At 59.2% G+C, this 21,693-nt stretch carries 23 protein-coding genes; 15 read left to right on the forward strand and 8 right to left on the reverse strand.

What is annotated here, in order from left to right; genetic code table 11:
• The first annotated feature begins 7 nt into the window (after nt 1-7).
• Entirely contained in the window at nt 8-1,264 is a 1,257-nt protein-coding gene (locus ACXYMP_RS14860; protein ID WP_458907241.1) for a cation:proton antiporter, read from the forward strand.
• A gap of 5 nt (nt 1,265-1,269) precedes the next feature.
• Here the strand turns inward: ACXYMP_RS14860 and ACXYMP_RS14865 are convergent, their stop codons facing one another.
• Nucleotides 1,270-1,893: a TetR/AcrR family transcriptional regulator gene (locus ACXYMP_RS14865; protein WP_298566317.1), complete on the reverse strand. Its 624-nt coding sequence runs from the start codon at nt 1,891-1,893 to the stop codon at nt 1,270-1,272.
• A gap of 207 nt (nt 1,894-2,100) precedes the next feature.
• On the opposite strand from ACXYMP_RS14865, the gene ACXYMP_RS14870 reads away from it, so the two are divergent.
• The 4 genes from ACXYMP_RS14870 (at nt 2,101) to ACXYMP_RS14885 (ending at nt 5,124) form a co-directional block, all read left to right on the forward strand.
• Nucleotides 2,101-2,523, forward strand: coding sequence for a Fur family transcriptional regulator (locus ACXYMP_RS14870; RefSeq protein ID WP_298566315.1), 423 nt, complete (start codon nt 2,101-2,103; stop codon nt 2,521-2,523).
• 119 nt (nt 2,524-2,642) lie between these two features.
• The gene (locus tag ACXYMP_RS14875) at nt 2,643-3,536 is read left to right on the forward strand and encodes a DMT family transporter (protein ID WP_458907244.1); all 894 of its coding nucleotides are present in this window, start codon (nt 2,643-2,645) and stop codon (nt 3,534-3,536) included.
• 70 nt (nt 3,537-3,606) lie between these two features.
• Complete coding sequence (eno, locus tag ACXYMP_RS14880; RefSeq protein ID WP_458907246.1) at nt 3,607-4,881, forward strand: phosphopyruvate hydratase; 1,275 nt, start codon at nt 3,607-3,609, stop codon at nt 4,879-4,881.
• 3 nt (nt 4,882-4,884) lie between these two features.
• Nucleotides 4,885-5,124 carry a hypothetical protein gene (locus ACXYMP_RS14885; protein WP_458907248.1) on the forward strand — a complete coding sequence of 80 codons (240 nt, stop codon included), beginning with the start codon at nt 4,885-4,887 and terminating at the stop codon, nt 5,122-5,124.
• A gap of 88 nt (nt 5,125-5,212) precedes the next feature.
• On the opposite strand, the gene ACXYMP_RS14890 is transcribed toward ACXYMP_RS14885, so the two are convergent.
• Nucleotides 5,213-5,626, reverse strand: a complete 414-nt coding sequence (locus tag ACXYMP_RS14890) for a GYD domain-containing protein (protein WP_458907250.1) — start codon at nt 5,624-5,626, stop codon at nt 5,213-5,215.
• A 65-nt stretch (nt 5,627-5,691) separates the two neighbouring features.
• Here ACXYMP_RS14890 and ACXYMP_RS14895 point away from each other — a divergent pair, with 65 nt between their 5' ends.
• On the forward strand, nt 5,692-6,117 hold the full coding sequence (locus tag ACXYMP_RS14895) for a cupin domain-containing protein (protein ID WP_458907370.1): 426 nt from the start codon (nt 5,692-5,694) through the stop codon (nt 6,115-6,117).
• A gap of 19 nt (nt 6,118-6,136) precedes the next feature.
• Here the strand turns inward: ACXYMP_RS14895 and ACXYMP_RS14900 are convergent, their stop codons facing one another.
• Entirely contained in the window at nt 6,137-7,441 is a 1,305-nt protein-coding gene (locus ACXYMP_RS14900; protein WP_458907252.1) for a divergent polysaccharide deacetylase family protein, read from the reverse strand.
• A 131-nt stretch (nt 7,442-7,572) separates the two neighbouring features.
• Here ACXYMP_RS14900 and ACXYMP_RS14905 point away from each other — a divergent pair, with 131 nt between their 5' ends.
• From ACXYMP_RS14905 to lexA, 6 genes are all read left to right on the forward strand, one after another.
• A complete protein-coding gene (locus tag ACXYMP_RS14905; RefSeq protein ID WP_458907254.1) occupies nt 7,573-8,154 on the forward strand; it encodes an anthranilate synthase component II in 582 nt (193 codons plus the stop codon).
• The gene (gene trpD / locus ACXYMP_RS14910; protein ID WP_458907256.1) at nt 8,151-9,167 is read left to right on the forward strand and encodes an anthranilate phosphoribosyltransferase; all 1,017 of its coding nucleotides are present in this window, start codon (nt 8,151-8,153) and stop codon (nt 9,165-9,167) included. Before ACXYMP_RS14905 ends, trpD begins: the two co-directional genes overlap by 4 nt.
• A 46-nt stretch (nt 9,168-9,213) precedes the next feature.
• Entirely contained in the window at nt 9,214-10,014 is an 801-nt protein-coding gene (gene trpC, locus ACXYMP_RS14915; RefSeq protein WP_458907258.1) for an indole-3-glycerol phosphate synthase TrpC, read from the forward strand.
• Nucleotides 10,011-10,499: a cyclic pyranopterin monophosphate synthase MoaC gene (moaC, locus tag ACXYMP_RS14920; RefSeq protein WP_458907260.1), complete on the forward strand. Its 489-nt coding sequence runs from the start codon at nt 10,011-10,013 to the stop codon at nt 10,497-10,499. The genes trpC and moaC overlap by 4 nt, the downstream gene beginning before the upstream one ends.
• Nucleotides 10,496-11,668, forward strand: coding sequence for a molybdopterin molybdotransferase MoeA (locus ACXYMP_RS14925; RefSeq protein WP_458907262.1), 1,173 nt, complete (start codon nt 10,496-10,498; stop codon nt 11,666-11,668). The genes moaC and ACXYMP_RS14925 overlap by 4 nt, the downstream gene beginning before the upstream one ends.
• Nucleotides 11,669-11,821: 153 nt before the next feature.
• A complete protein-coding gene (lexA, locus tag ACXYMP_RS14930) occupies nt 11,822-12,520 on the forward strand; it encodes a transcriptional repressor LexA (RefSeq protein WP_298566298.1) in 699 nt (232 codons plus the stop codon).
• Nucleotides 12,521-12,632: 112 nt separating this feature from the next.
• On the opposite strand, the gene phaR is transcribed toward lexA, so the two are convergent.
• From phaR to ACXYMP_RS14945, 3 genes are all read right to left on the reverse strand, one after another.
• Nucleotides 12,633-13,202 (reverse strand): polyhydroxyalkanoate synthesis repressor PhaR, encoded by a 570-nt coding sequence (gene phaR, locus ACXYMP_RS14935; protein ID WP_298566296.1) that lies wholly within the window; start codon nt 13,200-13,202, stop codon nt 12,633-12,635.
• A gap of 183 nt (nt 13,203-13,385) precedes the next feature.
• A complete protein-coding gene (locus ACXYMP_RS14940) occupies nt 13,386-13,829 on the reverse strand; it encodes a Phasin (protein ID WP_298566295.1) in 444 nt (147 codons plus the stop codon).
• 138 nt (nt 13,830-13,967) lie between these two features.
• Complete coding sequence (locus tag ACXYMP_RS14945; protein WP_298566293.1) at nt 13,968-15,761, reverse strand: PHA/PHB synthase family protein; 1,794 nt, start codon at nt 15,759-15,761, stop codon at nt 13,968-13,970.
• A 102-nt stretch (nt 15,762-15,863) separates the two neighbouring features.
• On the opposite strand from ACXYMP_RS14945, the gene phaZ reads away from it, so the two are divergent.
• On the forward strand, nt 15,864-17,165 hold the full coding sequence (phaZ, locus tag ACXYMP_RS14950) for a polyhydroxyalkanoate depolymerase (RefSeq protein ID WP_458907266.1): 1,302 nt from the start codon (nt 15,864-15,866) through the stop codon (nt 17,163-17,165).
• A gap of 81 nt (nt 17,166-17,246) precedes the next feature.
• Here phaZ and ACXYMP_RS14955 read toward each other — a convergent pair whose 3' ends face one another.
• Complete coding sequence (locus tag ACXYMP_RS14955; RefSeq protein ID WP_298566289.1) at nt 17,247-17,957, reverse strand: alpha/beta fold hydrolase; 711 nt, start codon at nt 17,955-17,957, stop codon at nt 17,247-17,249.
• A gap of 97 nt (nt 17,958-18,054) precedes the next feature.
• On the reverse strand, nt 18,055-18,804 hold the full coding sequence (locus ACXYMP_RS14960; RefSeq protein ID WP_458907268.1) for an alpha/beta fold hydrolase: 750 nt from the start codon (nt 18,802-18,804) through the stop codon (nt 18,055-18,057).
• Nucleotides 18,805-18,974: 170 nt separating this feature from the next.
• Here ACXYMP_RS14960 and thrS point away from each other — a divergent pair, with 170 nt between their 5' ends.
• Both thrS and ACXYMP_RS14970 read left to right on the forward strand, forming a co-directional pair.
• Entirely contained in the window at nt 18,975-20,924 is a 1,950-nt protein-coding gene (gene thrS, locus ACXYMP_RS14965) for a threonine--tRNA ligase (RefSeq protein WP_458907270.1), read from the forward strand.
• A gap of 403 nt (nt 20,925-21,327) precedes the next feature.
• Nucleotides 21,328-21,633, forward strand: coding sequence for a BufA1 family periplasmic bufferin-type metallophore (locus tag ACXYMP_RS14970; protein WP_248363683.1), 306 nt, complete (start codon nt 21,328-21,330; stop codon nt 21,631-21,633).
• Nucleotides 21,634-21,693: the final 60 nt, after the last annotated feature.

The following is a 21,693-nucleotide window of genomic DNA, read 5'->3' on the forward strand; positions in this document are numbered from 1 at the left end:
ACCGCGCATGAACATCCTACAAATCACCTCACTTCTGATCGTGCTGGCTGGCGCTTTTGGGTCGATCAACTATCTGTTCCTCAAGCTTCCCTCGCCCATCGGGATCTTGCTGGTGTCTCTGATGGCGTCGCTGGCGCTGATGGGGCTGGACTTTCTCATACCCGCGATGGGCGTTGCCGATCAGGTGCGCACCACGGTGGAGAACCTCGATTTCTCAGACACATTGCTTGAGGGGATGTTGGGGCTGCTGCTGTTTGCCGGCGCATTGCACGTGAAAATCCGCGATTTGCGGGCGCAATGGGGCGTTGTTTTTTTGATGGCGACGATGGGCGTCGCGCTGTCCACCTTGGTGGTCGGCGTCGGGTTCAGTTGGCTGACTGGCGCACCGTTGCTGATCGCGCTGGTGTTTGGCTCTCTGATTTCACCCACCGACCCGGTGGCCGTATTGGGCGTGTTGCGCGAAGCCAATCTGCAAAAGTCGCTTGAGACGAAGATTGCGGGCGAAAGCCTGTTCAATGACGGCGTCGGCTATGTGGTTTTCTTGGTGCTGGTGGGGCTGGCCTTTCCGTCCGGCCACGGTGACCATGCCAGCGACCCGAGTATTGAAGCCGCCTTCACCCTGTTCTTTCAAGAAGCCGTCGGCGGCGCGGTGCTGGGCGTTGTGCTGGGGTGGCTGACCTTCCGCGTGATGCGCCACATCGACGACTATTCGCTTGAGGTGCTGCTGACGCTTGGGCTGGCCTTTGGCGGCTACGAGCTGGCCGTGGCGCTGCATGTGTCCGGCCCGATCATGGCGGTCTGTGCGGGTCTATTGATCGGCGATGTTGGCACCAAACACGGCATGACCGAAGAAACCCGCCGCTATGTCGAAGCGTTCTGGAAGCTGATTGACGAGATCCTGAACGCGGTCCTGTTCCTGATGATCGGGTTCGAGGTCTTCGCCGTCGCCTTCACCACCGACGCCGTGACCGCCGGCGTCCTGTCGATCGTTCTGGCCCTGTTTGCCCGCCTGACTGCCGTCGCCGTGCCGGTGTATTTGCTCAAACCCTTCCGCAGTTTTTCCAAGGGCGTGGTGCCGATCATGACATGGGGCGGCTTGAAGGGTGGGATTTCGGTCGCCTTGGCGCTGAGCTTGCCTGACAACGAATGGAAACCGCTGATCCTGACGGCGACCTATATCATCGTGGTGTTTTCGATCATCGTTCAGGGCTTGACCGTGGCCCCCCTTGCGTCCCGCTTGGGTCGCGAACCTGAACTGATGTAGCGCCGTCAGTCCACGCCAAGAATGTGGCGGACGGACGGTGGAAAGGCGCGGTCGAATTGGTGCACGGCAAAGCTGTCGCGCAAATCGGCGGGCAGTGTCGCGGGGTCGCGACCGGATGGCAAATCAAGCTGCGCCGCCCCCAGCAAAGCCTGAAACAACACCAAAGACAGCGCCTCGGCGCGGGCGGGTGGCACCTCCAACAGGGTCGCCAGCTTGTTTGAAAACCGGTTGCTGGTCGCAAGAATCCGGCGCTTGGCGGCAAACAATGGCTCGTCCGCGACATTGGCCTCGATCACCGCTGCGAGCCGCGCATAAAGCGGCAGAAACAACGGTGTGTCCGACACCAGGCGGGTCAGCTGCTCGGGCAATTGATCGGCACATGCCTCGGCTTCGAAGCGGGTCACGACATCTTCCATCGCCTCCACGAACAGCAAAAGAAACAGCTCTTCCTTGCTTCGCACATAGAGATAAAGGGTGCCTTTGGCGACTTGGGCACGTTTGGCCAAGGCGCTCATCGTGACGCCGTCAAACCCAAGATCGCTGATCAGTCCACGTGCCGCCGACAGGATCGCTTTCTGCCGCTCGGCTTTCTGGTCGACTGATCGCGCGCGTTTCGCTGTCCCGTCCAATTCTGTTCCCCGATCGTTTGCAGTCGCGCCCTGAAATGGTCACCAGTTGATCATACCGCCCTACTATCCGCGCCGGGTGACTGCAATTGCAAGGGAAAGCATACATCACTGACCAATCAACCTGCCGCTTCCGTCAGGTTGACCATTTCCCCCGGTGCGATTTCACGTCATAACGGACACCACTTGATTGAGCCGACCGGAGGTTACATGGCAGCTGCGTCTGTTTTGAAACGTTGTGAAGAGCTTGGGCTGCGCATGACCGAGCAGCGCCGCGTCATCGCGCGCATTCTTGAACAAGCCCACCGTGACCACCCCGATGTAGAAGAGCTGCACGCGCGGGCGGCCCGTCTGGACAGCCGTATCTCTCTGGCAACCGTTTATCGCACTGTGAAACTGTTCGAAGAAGCAGGCATCCTTGTCAAAAACGAGTTTGGCGATGGGCGCGCGCGCTATGAAAGCGCGGATCGCGACCATCACGACCATCTGATCGACCTGACAACCGGGCAGGTGATCGAGTTTCTGGACCCAGAGATCGAAGCCTTGCAGGAAAAGATCGCCGCCAAGCTGGGATATCAGCTCAAAGGGCATCGGCTGGAGCTGTATGGCGTGCGCCGGAAAGACCCGAAATAGGCGCGACCGATCACGCCGCGTGATCTGCCCCATCACCCGGAACAACTTGCCCTGTCATGAAAAAACGGGTTTGGTCGCGTGACTGTCTGTCCCCGAACCGCGCAAAGCTCCGACGCCCCATGCAAAACATCCGTGGCATCATCCTTGTTATCGTGTCCATGGCCGCTTTCGCGGTCGAGGATACGTTCATCAAATCCATGTCGCGCGGCCTGCCCGTGTCGCAGGTCTTGGTCATGCTGGGGCTTGGCGGGTCGGTGGCATTTGCCATCCTGACCTATGTCCAACGCGGCACATTGGCCCCGCTGGTGCATCGCGACATGCGCGCACCCATCATGCTGTGGCGCAACGCGTCCGAGGCGATATCGGCGATGTTCTTCATCACCGCGCTATCACTTGTCCCGATCTCGACCGTGGCGGCCGTCTTTCAAGCCACGCCGCTGGCGATCACCGCGGGGGCTGCGCTTTTTCTGGGCGAACAGGTCGGTTGGCGCCGCTGGACCGCCATCGCGGTCGGGTTTATCGGCGTGTTGATCATCATTCGACCGGGCGCTGAGGGCTTTCAAATCGCCGCCCTACTTCCACTGGCGGCCGTTTTCGGCATCGCACTGCGCGATCTGCTGACGCGCCAGCTCGACCCTACCATCCCCTCCGTCAGCGTGGCTTTCTATGGGTTCGCCGCAGTGATCCCGGCAGGGCTTGCCATGTCGATTTTCACCGCCCCGTTCGTCATGCCAGTCGGGGTCGAATGGGCGTTTATCCTGGGCGCAATCTGCTTTGGCGTGTCCGGGTATTACGCGATCGTTCTGGCGATGCGGATCGCCGAAACCTCGATCATCATGCCGTTTCGCTATGCCCGGCTGATCTTTTCGATGATCCTTGGCATGATCGTGTTTGGCGAGAACCCGGACAGGTGGACCTATCTTGGGGCCAGCATCGTGATCGGCATGGGCATTTACACCTTCCTGCGCGAACGCCGCGCCACCCGCGACGAGGCGCCCGAACAAGCTGCATGACAGTTGTCGAAAGGCGCAGGACGCGCTAAAGAGCCTCAACTGAAGTTTTCTTCTTATTGGGAGCGCTAACATGAGCACCATCGTCGATATTTTCGCCCGCGAGATTCTGGACAGCCGCGGCAACCCCACCGTCGAGGTGGATGTCATTCTGGACGACGGCACGCTGGGCCGCGCGGCTGTGCCATCGGGTGCCTCCACCGGCGCGCATGAAGCGGTTGAGAAACGCGATGGCGACAAATCGCGCTATATGGGCAAGGGCGTTCTGGAAGCGGTCGAGGCGGTGAACGGCGAGATTGCAGATGCACTGGTCGGCTTTGACGCGACAGAGCAGGAAGCCATCGACGCGACCATGTGCGAATTGGACGGAACGCCCAACAAAGCCCGCCTTGGCGCCAACGCCATTCTGGGCGTGTCGCTGGCCGTGGCGAAAGCCGCCGCCGACGCGTCCGCCCTGCCCCTTTATCGCTATGTCGGCGGAGCGTCCGCGCGCGTGTTGCCGGTGCCGATGATGAACATCATCAATGGCGGCGAACATGCCGACAACCCGATCGACATTCAGGAATTCATGATCATGCCGGTCGCAGCGGAAAACATCCGCGAAGCTGTGCGCATGGGGTCGGAAGTGTTCCACACTCTGAAAAAGGAACTCTCCGCCGCTGGCTTGTCCACCGGCATCGGGGATGAGGGCGGCTTTGCGCCCAATATCGGATCAACCCGTGAAGCGCTCGACTTCATCATGAACGCGATCAAGAAAGCGGGCTATACGCCGGGCAAGGATATCTATCTGGCGCTCGATTGCGCCGCGACCGAGTATTACAAAGATGGCAAATATGTCTTTTCAGGCGAAGGTAAATCGCTGACCTCGGAAGAGAATGCGCAATATCTGAAAGCGCTCTGCGATGACTACCCGATCATCTCGATCGAAGATGGCATGTCGGAAGATGACTGGGACGGCTGGGTCGCGCTGACCGAATTGTTGGGCGACAAGATCCAACTGGTCGGCGACGACTTGTTCGTGACCAACCCCGAACGTCTGGCCGAGGGGATCGCCAAGGGCGCGGCCAACTCGATGCTGGTGAAAGTGAACCAGATCGGCACCTTGTCCGAGACGCTGAAAGCCGTCGACATGGCGCACCGTGCGCGCATGACCAACGTCATGTCCCACCGTTCCGGCGAAACCGAGGACGCCACCATCGCAGACCTTGCCGTCGCCACCAATTGCGGCCAGATCAAAACCGGCTCGCTTGCGCGCTCTGACCGGCTGGCGAAGTATAACCAGTTGATCCGGATCGAGGAGTTGCTGGGCGAAACGGCAGAATATGCCGGGCGGTCGATATTGAAGTAAGCCATGAACAAGAGGATCACCCCAAACCTTAGAGCGTCATTCCTTAAGGCGGCGGTGATCCTCGTCCCGTCCTATCTTGTCGCCTACTTGACGGATAAAATGGTCTATGTCGTCCCGACATTGGCCGCAGCCGGAATATTTGCCTCCACTGTTGAGACAAGAGATGTAAACCGGCTGCTGGATGAAGGCGGTGACGGTGACGGTGACGGTGACGGTGACGCACCAGACATCGCAACTGACTAACCACAAAGCGATATTAGGCGATGGCCCGTTACAAGCAAATGCAGTGGGCCGCTCCGCCTCGCGGGTCGGCGCGGCCCGATCAAGACGCCTAGCTTGCCACGGCCTGATATGACTTTTGGCCTTCCTGCGCTTTTTTCATCGCTGACATGGCCTCTTTACTGGTCATGAGCTTGGTCGTTGATCCACCCGCCATGGTCCCCGAGGCGCCAACCACCAAGGCACATGCCGCCATGACTTCGTCGCTTGGCGCTTCGATCAGCGCCATCACGTCATCTTCGCCGAAGCAAAAGAACATGTGGTGTAACTTCCCACCCATCGCCGCGATCATCTTCCCCGCGGCAGCTTCGCGATCTTGCGGTTTCTCCACGAGGGAGCGCAATGAATCCGTGCTGTATTGACCTTTGAACATATAAAACGACATCTGATCTTCCTTTTTTGTTTGGAAGGTTTCATGCCGATGGCGCCTGCCCCATTGTGCAGTCTGGTGGCCGGACCCTATCATGGATGCGCGCTTTTGTCATTTCTTGGCCCGCGCGCCACGGGGCCGGACCGGAGATCGAAATGAACATGACGGCTGAGCAGATCATTCGCCACCTCAACCTCGCCCCGCATCCGGAAGGCGGGCATTATCGTCAGACTTGGGTGGACGCCGACAGCGATGGTCGCCCGACGGGCACCTGCATCTATTTCTTACTGAGAAAGGGCCAGCGCAGCCATTGGCACAAGGTCGATGCGACAGAAATCTGGTTGTATCACGCGGGGGCGCCATTGGTTCTGTCTACGGCGGCGACTGACGCGGGGCCTGCGAAGGGCCGCGTGCTTGGCCCTGAACTTTCCGCCGATCAGGCCCCCCAACTGATCGTGCCGAGGGGTCATTGGCAGTCTGCGGTCTCGACCGGTGAATACACGCTGGTCAGCTGCACGGTGTCGCCGGGGTTCCGGTTCGAAGGTTTCACCCTAGCGCCCCCAAGTTTCGATATTCCTCGAAGCTAAGATCGTTGCGGGTGCGTGATCAATTCCCCAACAAAATCGCGGACACAGGCGCCATGGCCACCGACTTGACCCGATTTCCAAGGCTCCATTCGATCAAGGCTTGAACCGTTTCAACGTTGGCGCGACCAAACATGATCACGCCACCTTCTTGCCCAGCCTTGAAAGCCGCATTGTCCATGAAACGCCGGATGACCTTGCCGTCCTGCCCCTCGCTGTCCAAATCCCGAAACACCAAGCCCGAAGCAACCCCCGTTTTGAGCGCCGTTTTATGGCCGGTGTTCAGGCCTTGTGGCTGGGTCACCAAACCATGGCCAGAGGCCGCCAGGATCGCGGCAATCTGGGCGGCAAGTTGGCTGTCGCTCTGAAAGCCGCTGTCTTGGTCCATGTAAATCGCGACCGCCTGGTCCAACAGCGGGGCCTGCACTTGCAGGTTTACTTCGGCATCGGTTGGCGTCGCGTTGGGGGGCAGAACAGGTTCGACGATCACCTCGGCACCAGCAGCCCGGTAAAACGCAATCGCCTGACTTGCATCGCTTGCACTGGCGTCCACGATGAAACTGACCGGAAATGGCAGGTTCTTGAGGTCACCCATCGCCCGCCGCTTTTCGCCTTGGTCCAGCAAAACGACAGACATCAATGGCCGCCCCTCAGGGTCCGCGAAGCTTTCTGCGTTTCGCATGATGGCAAGCGACAACGTGTCGGTCAGAAGCTGCGCCTCGGCGGCATCTGGTGCATCGGTGCCTTCCTCTTCGGTTGGGGCAGCTTCGATCGTCGGCAACCGGTTCGTTGTCACGCCGTCGGCCTGATCTTTGATCGGCGCCACAGGTTCGCTTCTGATTTGAGGCGTGTTGGCAAGCTCGGGGATTGACTGGGCCGGGGCGTTGGCCTCCGGTGGCGTGGTCTCTTCGACCGGCGCATCTGGCGCAGTCGCTGGTGTGTCTGCGGCCGATGCAGACGGTGTTTCTGCCGGGACCGGGGCCGCTGCCGGACCATCCGTTTCGACCGGCGCCGCGTCGATCGAGGCACTTGCACCCGGCAAGGCCCCCGGTGCCGCACTTGGTTCGACACCTGTATCTGGTGCCGGTTCGACCGCTGCATCATCAAGAGCGCTTTCGGGTGCGGCGATGTCAGCTGGGGCGGTTTCTGTCGCCTCGGGCGCATCGGCATCGGATGCTGTGTCTGTGTCCGGTTCTGGCAGAGTTTCCGCCACCGGCACCGTCGATGGTTTCATTGAAACCGGATCCAACTGAAGCGATACCACGCCCAGTCCAAGGACCGAAACAACCGATCCCCACAATACGCCTGACAGGAAGCCCTTTGGCATGGCTTTCTCTCCCCGAAACCTCAATCCAAACGCGCGCCGCTCTTGACCCTCGGCGCCTGCGTGGATCATGTATAGCCCGACAGACGCGGGACGTAACCCCCGCTGCGAAAAACTAGGCGAAAGGCCGCAAAATGATCTTGCTGATCGATAATTATGACAGCTTCACCTACAATCTCGTCCATTATTTCGGCGAGTTGGGGGCAGATGTTGTGGTCAAACGCAACGACGCGCTGGATGTGCAAGAGGCGATGGGCATGGGCGCGGATGGAATCGTTTTGTCCCCCGGCCCCTGTGACCCCGCACAAGCCGGGATTTGTCTGGCCCTGACAGCTGCCGCTGCCGAAGCCAAAGTGCCGCTGTTTGGCGTCTGCTTGGGCCATCAGGCGATTGGCGAGGCGTTCGGCGGCAAGGTCGTGCGCGCGCCCGAGATCGTGCATGGCAAAATGGGCGAGATCATCCATCAGGGCAAAGGTGTGTTCGAAGGCCTGCCCTCGCCGCTTTTGGCCACGCGCTATCATTCGCTGGTGGTGGATCGCGACACCCTGCCCGACTGCCTTGAGATCACCGCCGAGCTGGACAATGGTCTGATCATGGGTCTGCGCCACAAGACGCTTGAGGTTGAAGGCGTGCAGTTCCACCCGGAAAGCATCAGGTCCGAGCATGGGCACAAGATGCTGGAAAACTTCCTGAACAGAACGAAGGTGTCGGCATGAGTGACGCGATGAAACCCCTGATCTATGCCGCGACCGAAGGCCCCCTGTCCCGCGCGCAGGCCGAGCTTGCCTTTGAAGAACTGTTCGATGGTCGAGCAACCCCTGCCCAAATCGGTGCGCTTCTGGCCGCGATGCGGGCGCGTGGGGAAAGCGTCGCGGAATACGCCGCCGCTGCCGCTGTCATGCGCGCCAAGTGCGCCAAGGTCAGCGCCCCGGACGGTGCGATGGACATTGTCGGCACGGGCGGCGACGGGATGGGCACGCTGAACATCTCGACCGCGACGGCCTTTGTCGTGGCGGGCGCGGGTGTGACGGTCGCCAAGCACGGCAACCGCAACCTGTCGTCCAAATCCGGCGCGGCGGATGCGCTGACCGAGATGGGCGTGAACGTCATGGTCGGTGCTGATGTGGCCGAACGCGCGATCAACGAGGTCGGCATCGGCTTCATGATGGCGCCCATGCACCACCCGGCGATGAAACATGTGATGCCCGTGCGGCAGGAAATGGGGTGCAAGACGATCTTCAACATCCTTGGCCCCCTGACCAACCCGGCCGGTGTCAAACGCCAACTGACCGGCGCCTTTGCCGCCGATCTGATCTTTCCGATGGCGGAAACACTGCAATCACTGGGATCAGAGAAAGCATGGCTGGTGCATGGGGCGGACGGGATGGACGAGATCTCGATCACCGGGGTGACGTCGGTGGCGGCTCTTGAGGATGGCAAGATCCATGCGCGCGAAATTCACCCCGAAGATGCGGGGCTTCCAGTGCACCGGCTTGCGTCGATCCTTGGGGGTGAGCCTGCCGAGAATGCCGTCGCCTTCCGCGCATTGCTGGCGGGCGAGGCATCCGCCTTTCGCGACGCAGTGCTGCTGAATTCCGCCGCTGCTTTGGTGGTGGCTGACAAGGCGGGCGACCTGAAATCCGGTGTTGAAATGGCCGCTGACAGTATCGACAGCGGGGCCGCGAAAGCAAAGATCGAAGCACTGGCAAAGCTGACCTCGGCCGCGTGACATTCCACGCCTTGCCCCCCAGCGCACGAAGGCATAAACCAAGCCCATGAGCACTGTTTTAGACAAGATCAAAGCCTACAAGCTGGACCATGTGGCCGCGTGCAAAGCAGCCCGCCCCCTGTCCGAGGTTGAGGCCGCCGCCCGTGACGCCTCCCCCACGCGGGGCTTTGCCGCCTCCCTGATGAAGGCTGCTGAAACAGGCTATGGCCTGATTGCCGAAGTCAAGAAGGCCAGCCCGTCCAAAGGCTTGATCCGCGCCGATTTCAACCCGCCCGCATTGGCCCGCGCCTATGAGGCTGGCGGCGCGACTTGCCTGTCGGTTCTGACGGACACACCGTCCTTTCAAGGCGCGGACGAGTTCCTTGTCGCAGCCCGTGCGGCGGTCAGCCTTCCTGCCCTGCGCAAAGACTTCATGTATGACACCTATCAGGTCGCTGAAGCGCGCGCTTTGGGCGCAGACTGCATCCTGATCATCATGGCATCCGTGGAAGACGCGCAAGCGCAAGAGCTTGAGGACGCCGCCTTTTCATGGGGCATGGACGTTCTGATCGAAGTGCATGACGAGGACGAACTCGACCGCGCCCTTGCATTGAAATCCCCGCTTCTGGGCGTCAACAACAGAAACCTGAAGACGTTCGAGACGTCGCTCGACACCACCCGCCGCCTGTCGAAATTAGCCCCCGCCGACCGTCACCTTGTGTGCGAAAGCGGGCTGTCGACACCACAGGATCTGGCGGATATGGCCGAATATGGCGCGCGGTCCTTCCTCATTGGCGAAAGCCTGATGCGGCAGGACGATGTTGAGGCTGCGACCCGAAACCTGCTTGCCAACCCGGTGCCCGCATGAGCGACAAATCCCCCCTCACCCATTTCGACGACGACGGGCAGGCCCATATGGTCGACGTGTCCGACAAGGCTGTGACCGACCGGGTTGCGCTGGCGGAAGGCTTTGTGAAAATGACGCCCGAGACGCTGGCGTTGGTTACGTCGGGCAGCGCCAAGAAAGGCGACGTGCTGGGCGTGGCGCGGCTGGCCGGGATCATGGGGGCGAAACGCACCTCGGACCTGATCCCGCTGTGCCACCCACTGCCCATCACCAAGGTCGCGCTAGACCTGACCCCTGCCCCCGACCTGCCTGGCGTGCGGATCACCGCGACCGTCAAGACTGGCGGGCAAACGGGCGTCGAGATGGAGGCGCTGACCGCCGTATCCGTCGCCTGCCTGACCGTCTATGACATGCTGAAAGCGGCGGAAAAGGGGATGGAAATCACCGGCATCCGCCTGCTGCGCAAGGAAGGCGGAAAATCAGGCATCTATGAGGCCGACGGATGATCTCCGTGACCCAGGCGCTGGACGCCATCTTCGATCTTGTCACGCCACTGGACAGCGAAGAGGTGACGCTGGCCGACGCCGCTGGTCGCGTGCTTGCGGCCCCTGTTACCGCGACCCGGCTGCAACCACCTTTTGCCGCCTCCGCCATGGATGGCTATGCGCTGAACGGGGTCGAGGCCGACCCCGAAGCGATGTTCCGCGTCATCGGCGAAAGCGCGGCGGGGCATGGATTTGCCGGCAAAGTCGGCCCCGGCGAATGCGTGCGCATTTTCACTGGCGCGCCGATGCCCACTGGCGCGGATCGCGTGATTATTCAAGAGGATGTGGAGCGTAAGGGCTACCTGATCACACTGGCACGCAAGCTGGACAAGGGCCCGCATGTGCGCCCTGCCGGTGCTGACTTTGCGCCCGGTAACACGATCCCGGCCCCCCGCGTTCTGACCGCCGCCGATCTCGCGCTGGCTGCGGCAATGAATGTGCCGACGCTGACCGTGACCCGCAAACCTGTCGTGGCGCTTTTGGCGACGGGCGATGAGCTTGTCATGCCGGGCGAGGAACCGGGACCGGACCAGATCATCGCCTCCAACAGTTTTGGCCTGAAAGCCCTGATCGAGGCCAATGGCGGCCACGCCCGCATGTTGCCCATCGCGCGTGACAATTTCGACAGCTTGCGCACGGCTTTTGAACTGGCGGCGGGTGCGGACCTGATCGTTACCATTGGTGGCGCCTCGGTCGGTGATCATGATCTGGTCGGTGTTGTGGCGGCCGAAATGGGTATGGACCAAAGCTTTTACAAAGTGCTGATGCGCCCCGGCAAACCCCTGATGGCCGGACGCATGGGCGACGCTGCCATGATCGGACTGCCGGGCAATCCTGTGTCCTCGATGGTGTGCGGACATGTGTTTCTGGTCCCTGCCCTGCGCGCTATGCTGGGCTTGGGTGCGACCCCAGCCCCGCGCCAAACAGCGGTGCTGGCAGCCCCAGTCAAAGCCAACGGGCCGCGCGAACACTACATGCGCGCGCGCGTCGAAGGTGGCAAGATCACGGTCTTTGACAGCCAGGACAGCGCCCTTCTGAGTGTCCTGGCCCAAGCCAACGCGCTTTTGGTCCGCCCGGTCAACGCCCCCGCCGGCGATGCGGGCAGCCAGGCAGAGTATCTGCCGATCTGATCGGACACACCTCCCACACCCTCCAGTTGCACCATGTTGACACAAAAAGGGAACATGGATAGAACATACCTTGAACGCCCCCATTCACGGGGCCGGGATTGGCATATCTTTACGCGTTGATCCCCGATCAGACAAAAATGGAGGCGCGCGATCATGTTGACCCGCAAACAGTTGGAACTTCTTGAATTCATCCATGGGCGAATTCAGAAGGATGGTGTTCCCCCCTCATTCGACGAAATGAAAGAAGCGTTGGACCTGCGCTCCAAATCCGGCATTCACCGCTTGATCACAGCACTCGAAGAACGCGGCTTCATTCGCCGCCTTGCCCACCGCGCCCGCGCGATCGAGATCGTGAAACTGCCCGAACCAATGGAAAACGCTGGACGTGCGGGTTTCGAACCAAGGGTGATTGAAGGCAATCGACCCTCCAGCACGCCCCCCAGCGCGATTGCTTTGGAAGGCATGGGCGTCAGCGACTTGCCTCTTTTGGGTCGGATCGCCGCTGGCGAACCGATCGAAGCGATCACCGACGGCGCTCAACATGTCTCGGTTCCCGAAAACATGCTGGGCACCGGCGGGCGCCACTATGCGCTGGAGGTCAAAGGCGATTCGATGATCGAAGCCGGGATCAACAATGGCGATGTCGTCGTCATTCGCGAAACCAGCCATGCCCAGAACGGCGATATCGTTGTGGCTCAGGTCGACGGCTATGAGGCCACCCTGAAACGGTTTCGCAAAAACGGTGACATGATCGCGCTTGAGGCTGCAAACCCTGCCTATGAAACCCGGCTTTTACCGGAAGGTCAGGTCAAGGTGCAGGGCAAATTGGTCGGGTTGATCCGCACCTATTGAGCGTCGCCCCTCACGGGCTATCTGTCGCAACGCCACAAAAAAAGACGCGCCTCGGGCGCGTCTCTTTTTTCGTCAACTTGGATCAGTCGCTCTTTCCCGCGCGGCTTGCCTGTCAGCCGAGGCCGGACAGTTTTTTCTGCAGCTCAGCAAGTTGCTTTTTTATCGCGTCCAGATCGTCATTGCCGGCTTTGTCGTCCGTGGACGCTGCCTCTTCATCCTCTTCCGGCGGTGAAGACGCCCCGGGAAATCCGCTCATCATTGCTTTCATGAACGCTTCTTGCTGCGCTTGCATCACCTCGAACCCTGGCATCTGGGCCAAAGGGTTTCCCATCGGGCCAAGGTTGCCCAGCATCTTGGATTGCCCATCGCGCAGCATCTCGAAGCTTGCGGCCAGAAACTGCGGCACAATGCTTTGCGCCTGCGTGGTATAGGATCGGACCAGATCCGTCAGAACATCCACCGGCAGAACGCTTTCGCCCCGGCTTTCGTGTTCAGCGACGATCTGCAAAAGATATTGCCGCGTCAGATCATCCCCGGATTTCAGGTCAATGATCTGCACTTCACGCCCATCGCGGATGAACCCGGCGATGTCGTCAAGCGTCACATAATCCGAGGTTTCGGTATTATAGAGCCGCCGACTTGCGTAGCGCTTGATCAGCAGCGTGTCCTGTTTCTGTGCCATTGTACCTCCCCGCAGCAATTTTGTGCTGCACTGCAAAATCCTAACAGCGACAAGTTCAAAGGCAAGCCTTTTGCGCACCTGATGCAGCATCGGCCGAACAGTCGCGACAAAGAAAAAGGGCGAGCATGATGCTCGCCCTTAGGAAAAATGCCGGTTGGGAGGTAAGTCCGGCGATTGTTCCGATTACTTAGCAGTCGCTTTTTTGGCGGCCTTCTGAACTTCGTCAGTGGCTTTTTTAACAGCGGCTTGAGCGTCGTCACCGATCTCTTTGCCAGCAGCCATCATCAGTTCAACTGTTTCAGCTTGAACTTTTTTAGCAACTTCAGCGAAAGCAGCCAGGTTCTCAGCGGCCAGCTCGGCCTGAGCCGAAGCGAAGTCGGTTACGGCTTTGCCATAATCAGCTGCTTCTTCTTTTGCAGTGGTAACGTCGCCCATTTTGGTCAGCGTTTCTTTGGTCCACTTGGTCGAAATCTCAGCCGATTTGTCTGCAGCTTGCAGAGCAACTTTCGACATTTTTTCGGCCAGAGCGGCTTGGTTTTTGAAAGCGTCTTGAGCGACCGACATGTCAACAGGGAAGTTACCCATCATGTCTTGGAACATCTTGGTGAAGTCTTGTGTCTTAGTCATTTCTATTCTCCGTGGTGCGACGCCGATGTGAGGAGGTGGCGTCTGAATTTCTCAACTGAAGACAATATGCATGCTGCAGCGCAGCAAATCAAGTCTTTTTCTGCACTGCAGCATAATTTCTTCAGAAGACGTTGAAATTCAGATATTTGGCTTCGCGACGACATATGTTCCGGGAGCGGGCGCCAGCGGTTTATGATCCGAATCGCCTATCTCGCGGGCGTCGATCATCTTGCCAGACTGCGCACCAAGCCACTCGGCCCACCTGCCCCACCACGATCCTTCGTGGAACGTGGCCCCGTCCAGCCAATCCGACGACGCTGCTGGCCAGTCCTCATTGGTGTAGTGTCCGTATTTCTTTTTCGAAGGCGGGTTCACAATGCCCGCGATATGGCCACTTTCCGACAAGATGAACGTCTTGTTCTTCGACCCCATCTGCCGGAAACCGTCGTAAGACGATTTCCACGCGGCGATGTGGTCCGTTTCACATGCGATCGCGCACAGCGGGACATTCACATCTTCGATCGACAGATGCTCGCCCAACAAGGGGAAGTCCCCTTTGGCGAACTGGTCACCCTGACACAGCCCGCGCAGGTATTCGACCGTCATCTTGGCCGGAAGGTTTGTGCTATCGCCGTTCCAATACAGCAAATCAAAGGCGGGTGGCGTCTTGCCCAGCATATAGCTGTTGATGGCCGGCCCATAGATCAGATCATTGGGACGCAGATAGGAAAACGTCCGCGACATGAAGAAACTGTCTAGATAGCCCGCCTCTTTCACCTCTTCCTCGATCCCGTTCACGAAATCATTGTCGAGGAAGACCCCGACCTCTCCCTGATCCGAGAAATCCGTCAGGGTCGTGAAGAAGGTTGCCGACTTCACCGAGGTATCGCCGCGCTTCTTCATCAGCGACAGTGTCAGCGACAGCGTTGTGCCGGCGATGCAATAGCCAACCACGTTCACCTTCTTCTGCCCCGTGATCGCCTTCACTTCACGCATCGCGGCCAGATAGCCGTCTTCGATATAATCCCCCATACCAACATCGGCGTAAGAGGCATCCGGGTTTACCCAACTGACCACGAACAGCGTAAAGCCCTGTTCGACGATCCACTTGATCAGGCTGTTTTGTTCTTTCAGGTCCAGAATGTAGAACTTGTTGATCCAGGGCGGGAAGATGATCAACGGCGTGGTGTGGACCTTTTCGGTCGTCGGGGCATACTGAATCAGCTCCATCATCCGGTTGCGATAGACGACCTGCCCCGGCGTTGTTGCGATGTTCTTGCCCACTTCGAAGGCGGTATCGTCGACAAGCTTGACCAGCAATTCGCCGTCATGCGCTTCCAGATCCGCAACCAGATTTTCCAATCCGGCGACCAAGGATTGCCCTTTGGTTTCGACAGCGCGCTCAATCGCTTCGGGATTGGTGGCCAGGAAGTTGGTCGGGCTCATCATGTCGATGATCTGGTGGGTGAAGAACTCCAGACGCTTGCGTTCGCTGTCTTCCACGCCCTCGACATCGCCAAGAGCCTCTTTCATGGCTTGCGAGGTCGTGAGGTATTGTTTCTTGAGGTAGCTGTAATACGGATGCGAATCCCAAAGCGGATTGGAAAAGCGCCGATCCTTGGGCGTTTCATCATCGGCGGAATTGAAGTCGCCTCTGGCGATCGCCGCCTGGGCTTCGATAGCGTGTTCAAGCGTTTTGCCCCAATAGCTCGCCTGATGTTCAATCATTTTGGCTGGGTTGGCCAAGATCTCTGCCCACACCTTGCCGGCTGTCTCCAAAAAGAATTCCTGACCGGGGGCCTGCAAACTGGACCTGACGGGCTTGCGATGCGCAATGATATTTGCAAGTCGCGTGGACAATGCCTCGATACGGGCAAGATTGTCGTTTAATTCACTCAACTCCTGGCCCTGATTATTTTGGTCAGTTGTCATGAAGCAATTTCCCCCGTATGATTTCGCACGTGCAGCATCGAGATATCCGCATGTGTTTTCGACTATGCGAATGCAGCGAGCAAAAATCAAAGGGTAATTCACATGCGATATATGGCGACCTACGACCTGATGGAAACCATCCGCAACACGAATCAGTGGCTCGGTGCGACCGCCGCCGCGATGGGTTCCTATCCGGCAACGGCGCTTATGCCGACCCCGTTCTTTCAAATGATGGCCGCTTGGGGCGAAGTCACAGAACGCAGCTTTCACCGCATGGTGATGAAGCCGGATTGGGGCATCACCAGCGTCGTCGCCGAAGATGGGCGTGATCACATCGTGCAGATCGATAAGTTGGTCGAACGCCCGTTCGGAGACTTGATCCAATTCAAAGTTCTAGGTCGGCCTGAGAAAGAGCGCCGCATATTGCTGGTTGCGCCGATGTCGGGCCACTATGCCACGCTTCTACATTCGACCGTCGCCAGCCTGTTGCCTGACGCCGAGGTCTATATCACCGACTGGCACAACGCCCGCGATATCCCGGTCAGCGAAGGCAAGTTCGATATCGAGGATTATACGCTCTACCTTGTTGAATTCATGCGCCATCTTGGGCCGGACATCAATGTGGTAGCGGTCTGCCAACCGGCCCCCCTAACCCTTGCCGCGACGGCCTATCTGGCCGAAGTTGACCCCGAGGCCCAACCGCAAACGCTGACCCTGATTGGCGGGCCGATCAACCCCGACGCCGCCGCCACCGACGTGACGGACTTTGGGCGTCGCGTGACGATGGGACAATTGGAAGAGCTCGCCATCCAGCGCGTTGGGTTCAAATACAAGGGCGCAGGCCGGATGGTTTATCCCGGACTGTTGCAACTGGCCGGCTTCATGTCGATGAATTCCGAAACCCACTCCAAGGCGTTCAGAAATCAGGTCATGCGCGTGGCCAAAGGCGAAGCGACCGAGAATGACAAACATAATCGGTTCTATGACGAATACCTTGCCGTGATGGATATGACTGCAGAATTCTATCTGTCCACCGTTGAACGCGTGTTCAAAAAGGGCGAGATCGCCAAGAACGAATTCGTCGTCGACGGCCACAAGGTCAATATCGGTGCGATCACCGATGTCGCGGTGAAAACTGTCGAAGGCACCAAAGATGATATCACGGCACCGGGCCAGTGTATCGCGGCACTTGAGATGCTGACCGGCCTGCCCGACAGCAAGAAGGCCAGCCATGTGGAAGAAGGCGCCGGACATTACGGCATCTTCGCGGGCAAAAGCTGGCGCAACAACATCCGTCCCTTGGTGCTGGACTTCATTGACCAGAACAAAGGGCGCCACGCCGCGCAAGCCGCGAAGAAACGGGCGACCAAAGCACGCAAGTCTGCTGTTTTGAAAGCCGTCTGAGCAGCCAAGCATCCGGCGGAAAAAACAAAAGAAGGCGCGCCTGAACGGTGCGCCTTTCTTTTATTGTTTTCTGCAACTTACCTACCGAAGTTCAAGCGGCATTTCCAACCAGGCGCGCAACCCGATCGTGACTTGAAGCGGCACCTCAAGCGTGGGCAGATGGCCTGCATCCTGCAATGTGACAAGCTCTGCCCCCGGGATAAGCGCCGCCATGGTTTCATGCCTTTTCGGAGGTGTCAGCCCGTCATGCGCCCCACACATGACCATCGCCGGGACACGCAATTTCTGAAGCGCACGCTGTGCATCCGGGCGGCGCTGTAGCGCGCGCGATTGGCGCACGAACATCTCGGCACCAAGCCCGTGCGCCATGTCGTGCACAAGCTCCAGGATCGGAGCTCGACCGGCGCCAGGGGCCAGATTGTCCGGCGACATTGCTTCGTTCAGCGCCTCATCCAGCCGCCCTGCGCTTGCGCGCACAATCTGCGGTTCACGCCACGCGGCTTGCGCTGGGGTGTCGGGCAGTGGCGTGGTTGAAATCAATGCCAGCCGGTTGACCCGCTCGGGTGCGCGGCGCGCCATCTCCATCGCGACAATGCCGCCCATGCTCAGCCCGGCCAAGGCAAAGCGCGCCGGCGCTTGATCCAAAATATGCGCTGCCATTTCACGAATGGTGTCGCCCACCACGGGGGCGGCCACGTGAACGGCGTGATCACGCGAAAGATCGTTGATCTGCGGCCCGAAAACGCGCGCATCACACATCATTCCCGGAATTAGCACCAAGGGGTCTGGCATCATTCGCTCGCTTGTCTGTCTTGCCTCGGTCGGGACTTTGAAGCGCAGCGCCGAATTGCGCAAGCGCTATCGCGGAAGCCGCAGAAAGATGCGGCAATCATCCGCGCGACAGCACGACTTTCACCATCTTCTGAATGGTGCGCAGGCATTCTTCGTCTGAAAACCGGTGATCGGCGCCTTTCACCAACGTCAGCCGGATGTCGGCGCCTTCGACATGCTCAAGCAGTTTCACCGCCTGCGCGGTCGGCACGGCGGTGTCCTCGGTCCCTTGCAGAAAACGCACAGGCACATCAAGCTTCAGCAGGCTGCGCAGAACCAGATGATCGCGCCCATCTTCGATCAGGCGCTTGGTGATAATGTAATCCTCGTCATAGTCCGAGGGGAGCGTCACGAAGCCCTTACGCTCCAGTTCCGCCTTCTGATCGTCGCTAAATTCGGCCCAATAGCCATCTTCGGTGAAGTCAGGGGCAGCCGCGATGGTGACAAGACCCACCACCCGGCCCGGTCGTGCGCGCGCCAGCAACAGCGACTGCCAGCCGCCCATTGAACTGCCGACCACCAGAACGGGGCCGTCAATCAACTGGTCGACAACTGCCAGTGTGTCCTCATGCCAATCTCCGATGCAGCCTTCGGTAAACTCGCCCGAGCTTTTGCCGTGCCCGGAATAGTCAAACCGAAGGAACGCCCGCCCCTCGGCCTTGGCCCAAGCCTCAAGCGCGACCGCCTTGGTGCCCTCCATGTCCGACTTTAGGCCGGACAGAAACAGGATCGTCGGCCCCTGCCCGTCTGTTTTCACGTAAGCGATGCGGCGGCCATTGGCGGTGTCGAGATACTGAATGTCGGTCATGGTCTTTCCCGTCTGATGTGTCGCGCAAACCATACCGGGCGCGAAATGCTCTGCAATCCCCAACTTGCCCTTCAAGCCGTTGACAGCCGCGCACGCAAGGTTCAAAAGTCGCCCACACATAACCCGCAACCGGGCGTTCCGTGGGCGCCAAAACGACGAGGAGAAGGCCAATGAGCCAGATTTCCCTTACATTTCCTGACGGCAATTCGCGCGACTATGACGCGGGCGTGACCCCTGCCGAGGTCGCCACGAGCATCTCAAATTCGTTGGCGAAGAAAGCCATTTCCGCGACGGTCGGTGGTGCCCATTGGGATATGCAATGGCCGATCAACGACGATGCGTCGATCTCGCTTCACACGATGAAGGACGACACGCAGGCGCTGGAGTTGATCCGCCACGACTTCGCCCACGTGATGGCGCGCGCGGTGCAGGAGATCTGGCCCGACGTGAAAGTTACCATCGGCCCGGTGATCGATAACGGCTGGTATTACGATTTTGACCGCGAAGAGCCGTTCACGCCCGAAGACCTCGGCCAGATCGAGGCCAAGATGAAAGAGATCATCAACAAGCGCGAACCCGTCACCACCGAGATTTGGGAACGCGACCGCGCGGTGAAATTCTATGAGGCCAATAACGAACCCTACAAGGTCGAGCTGATCGAAGCCATTCCGGGTGACGAGCCGCTGCGCATGTATTGGCACGGCCATTGGCAGGATTTGTGCCGCGGTCCGCACCTGCAACACACGGGCCAACTGCCCGCCGACGCGTTCAAACTGATGAGCGTGGCGGGAGCCTATTGGCGTGGCGATTCAGATCGCGCGATGTTGCAACGGATCTATGGCGTCGGCTTCCAGAACAAGGAGCAACTGAAAAAGCACCTGCACATGCTGGAAGAAGCCGCCAAACGTGACCACCGCAAGCTGGGCCGCGAGATGGACCTGTTTCACATGCAGGAAGAAGCCCCCGGCCAAATCTTCTGGCACCCCAACGGCTGGACGATCTACACAGAGCTTCAGGACTATATGCGCCGTCAGCAAAAGCGCGGCGGCTATGTCGAGGTGAACACGCCGCAGGTCGTGGATCGCAAACTGTGGGAAGCCTCGGGCCACTGGGAAAAATATCAGGAGCATATGTTCATCGTCGAAGTGGACGAAGAACACGCGCGCGAGAAATCCGTCAACGCGCTGAAACCGATGAACTGCCCGTGCCACGTTCAGATTTATAATCAGGGTCTGAAATCCTATCGCGACCTGCCCCTGCGCATGGCCGAGTTTGGCTCGTGCAACCGGTATGAGCCGTCGGGCGCTCTGCACGGGATCATGCGGGTGCGCGGGTTCACACAGGATGACGCGCATATTTTCTGCACCGAGGCGCAGATCGAGGACGAGACGAAAATCTTCATCGAGTTTCTGTCCGCGATCTACGAAGACCTTGGGTTCGAAAACTTCGCGATCAAGTTCTCGGACCGTCCTGAAAAGCGGTCGGGATCGGACGAGGTCTGGGACAAAGCCGAGACCGCGCTTTTGGGGGCCACCAAAGCGGCGGGCTATGACTGCGAACTGAACCCCGGCGAAGGGGCATTCTATGGTCCCAAGCTGGAGTTTGTATTGACCGACGCCATCGGGCGCGACTGGCAATGTGGCACGTTGCAGGTGGATTTCGTCCTGCCGGAACGTCTGGATGCGAATTATATCGGCGAGGACGGGGCCAAGCATCGCCCGGTCATGCTGCACCGCGCCACGCTGGGGTCTTTTGAACGCTTCATTGGCATCCTGATCGAAAGCCACGCGGGCAAGCTGCCTTTCTGGGTCGCACCACGTCAGGTGGTTGTCGCCTCGATCGTGTCGGACGCTGATGACTACGTGCAAAACGTCGTCGCCGCGCTGAAAGCAAAAGGCATCCGCGCAGAGGCTGACATTCGAAATGAAAAGATCAACTACAAGGTCCGTGAACACTCGGTCGGCAAGGTGCCGGTCATTCTGGCCTGCGGCATGAAGGAAGTCGAAGACGGCACGGTATCGATGCGCCGCTTGGGCGACAAGCATTCGAAGGTGCTGCCGTTGGAAGACGTGGCCGGGATGCTGGCGCACGAAGCGACCCCGCCCGATCTGGCCGAATAGCAGGGCTAAGACCTTAAACCCCCGCCAAGCGCGGGGGTTTTTTTCTATCCCAATACGTCGCACCCCCTCACATTGCCCGTGACAAACGGAAAGACTCGCTAAAAAGCCTGTAACAAACGCCAAGAAGACGGCGCTTTTCTTGAAACTTTCGAAATCGCAATTGGCTCGGGTCACGCAAAGTTTGCGAAGTCGATTTTCCGATCGCCCAGATTTTCCCATTGATATGAGGGCTTAACGGGCTCAAGCCACGCGCCACCACGCCAACGAACGCGCCTTTGCAGCGATCACTCCCGCTAACGGAGCCGTGAATTACGCGTTCGTGAATGGAGCCGCCTGCCCCCCACGCTTTACCTTTCCCTTACCGCCCATGAGCGGTGAGAATAAAACCCGAAAGGAAAACTTGATGTCCAACAACATGAAAACCGTCGCCGTTCTTGGTGCAGTCTCTGCCGCAGTTGCCGCCAGCGCCGTGCCCGCTTTCGCTGATGGCGAGCAGGAAAAATGCTTTGGTGTGTCCCTTGCAGGTCAAAACGATTGCGCCGCTGGCCCCGGCACCACCTGCGCAGGCACTTCCACCGTCGACTACCAAGGCAACGCCTGGAAACTGGTTCCGGCCGGCACGTGCGAGACCATGGAGGTCACCGACGCTGAAGGCATGATGATGAAGGGCTCGTTGGAGGCTCTGGATACCAACCTGCCTGCCAGCTAAATCTGGTTGCAAATCGCTCTGGCCGGTTGTCCGGCCGGAGCCACCATCGCGCCTGACCAG

Source organism: Aliiroseovarius sp. CAU 1755, from assembly GCF_054482655.1.

Excerpts from the sequence above, each read along its gene's own strand:
- ACXYMP_RS14860 (WP_458907241.1), top strand. The coding sequence starts at position 8 with ATGAACATCCTACAAATCACCTCACTTCTGATCGTGCTGGCTGGCGCT.
- ACXYMP_RS14870 (WP_298566315.1), top strand. The coding sequence starts at position 2,101 with ATGGCAGCTGCGTCTGTTTTGAAACGTTGTGAAGAGCTTGGGCTGCGC.
- ACXYMP_RS14875 (WP_458907244.1), top strand. The coding sequence starts at position 2,643 with ATGCAAAACATCCGTGGCATCATCCTTGTTATCGTGTCCATGGCCGCT.
- eno (WP_458907246.1), top strand. The coding sequence starts at position 3,607 with ATGAGCACCATCGTCGATATTTTCGCCCGCGAGATTCTGGACAGCCGC.
- ACXYMP_RS14885 (WP_458907248.1), top strand. The coding sequence starts at position 4,885 with ATGAACAAGAGGATCACCCCAAACCTTAGAGCGTCATTCCTTAAGGCG.
- ACXYMP_RS14890 (WP_458907250.1), bottom strand. The coding sequence starts at position 5,626 with ATGATAGGGTCCGGCCACCAGACTGCACAATGGGGCAGGCGCCATCGG.
- ACXYMP_RS14895 (WP_458907370.1), top strand. The coding sequence starts at position 5,692 with ATGACGGCTGAGCAGATCATTCGCCACCTCAACCTCGCCCCGCATCCG.
- ACXYMP_RS14900 (WP_458907252.1), bottom strand. The coding sequence starts at position 7,441 with ATGCCAAAGGGCTTCCTGTCAGGCGTATTGTGGGGATCGGTTGTTTCG.
- ACXYMP_RS14905 (WP_458907254.1), top strand. The coding sequence starts at position 7,573 with ATGATCTTGCTGATCGATAATTATGACAGCTTCACCTACAATCTCGTC.
- trpD (WP_458907256.1), top strand. The coding sequence starts at position 8,151 with ATGAGTGACGCGATGAAACCCCTGATCTATGCCGCGACCGAAGGCCCC.
- trpC (WP_458907258.1), top strand. The coding sequence starts at position 9,214 with ATGAGCACTGTTTTAGACAAGATCAAAGCCTACAAGCTGGACCATGTG.
- moaC (WP_458907260.1), top strand. The coding sequence starts at position 10,011 with ATGAGCGACAAATCCCCCCTCACCCATTTCGACGACGACGGGCAGGCC.
- ACXYMP_RS14925 (WP_458907262.1), top strand. The coding sequence starts at position 10,496 with ATGATCTCCGTGACCCAGGCGCTGGACGCCATCTTCGATCTTGTCACG.
- lexA (WP_298566298.1), top strand. The coding sequence starts at position 11,822 with ATGTTGACCCGCAAACAGTTGGAACTTCTTGAATTCATCCATGGGCGA.
- phaR (WP_298566296.1), bottom strand. The coding sequence starts at position 13,202 with ATGGCACAGAAACAGGACACGCTGCTGATCAAGCGCTACGCAAGTCGG.
- ACXYMP_RS14940 (WP_298566295.1), bottom strand. The coding sequence starts at position 13,829 with ATGACTAAGACACAAGACTTCACCAAGATGTTCCAAGACATGATGGGT.
- ACXYMP_RS14945 (WP_298566293.1), bottom strand. The coding sequence starts at position 15,761 with ATGACAACTGACCAAAATAATCAGGGCCAGGAGTTGAGTGAATTAAAC.
- phaZ (WP_458907266.1), top strand. The coding sequence starts at position 15,864 with ATGCGATATATGGCGACCTACGACCTGATGGAAACCATCCGCAACACG.
- ACXYMP_RS14955 (WP_298566289.1), bottom strand. The coding sequence starts at position 17,957 with ATGCCAGACCCCTTGGTGCTAATTCCGGGAATGATGTGTGATGCGCGC.
- ACXYMP_RS14960 (WP_458907268.1), bottom strand. The coding sequence starts at position 18,804 with ATGACCGACATTCAGTATCTCGACACCGCCAATGGCCGCCGCATCGCT.
- thrS (WP_458907270.1), top strand. The coding sequence starts at position 18,975 with ATGAGCCAGATTTCCCTTACATTTCCTGACGGCAATTCGCGCGACTAT.
- ACXYMP_RS14970 (WP_248363683.1), top strand. The coding sequence starts at position 21,328 with ATGTCCAACAACATGAAAACCGTCGCCGTTCTTGGTGCAGTCTCTGCC.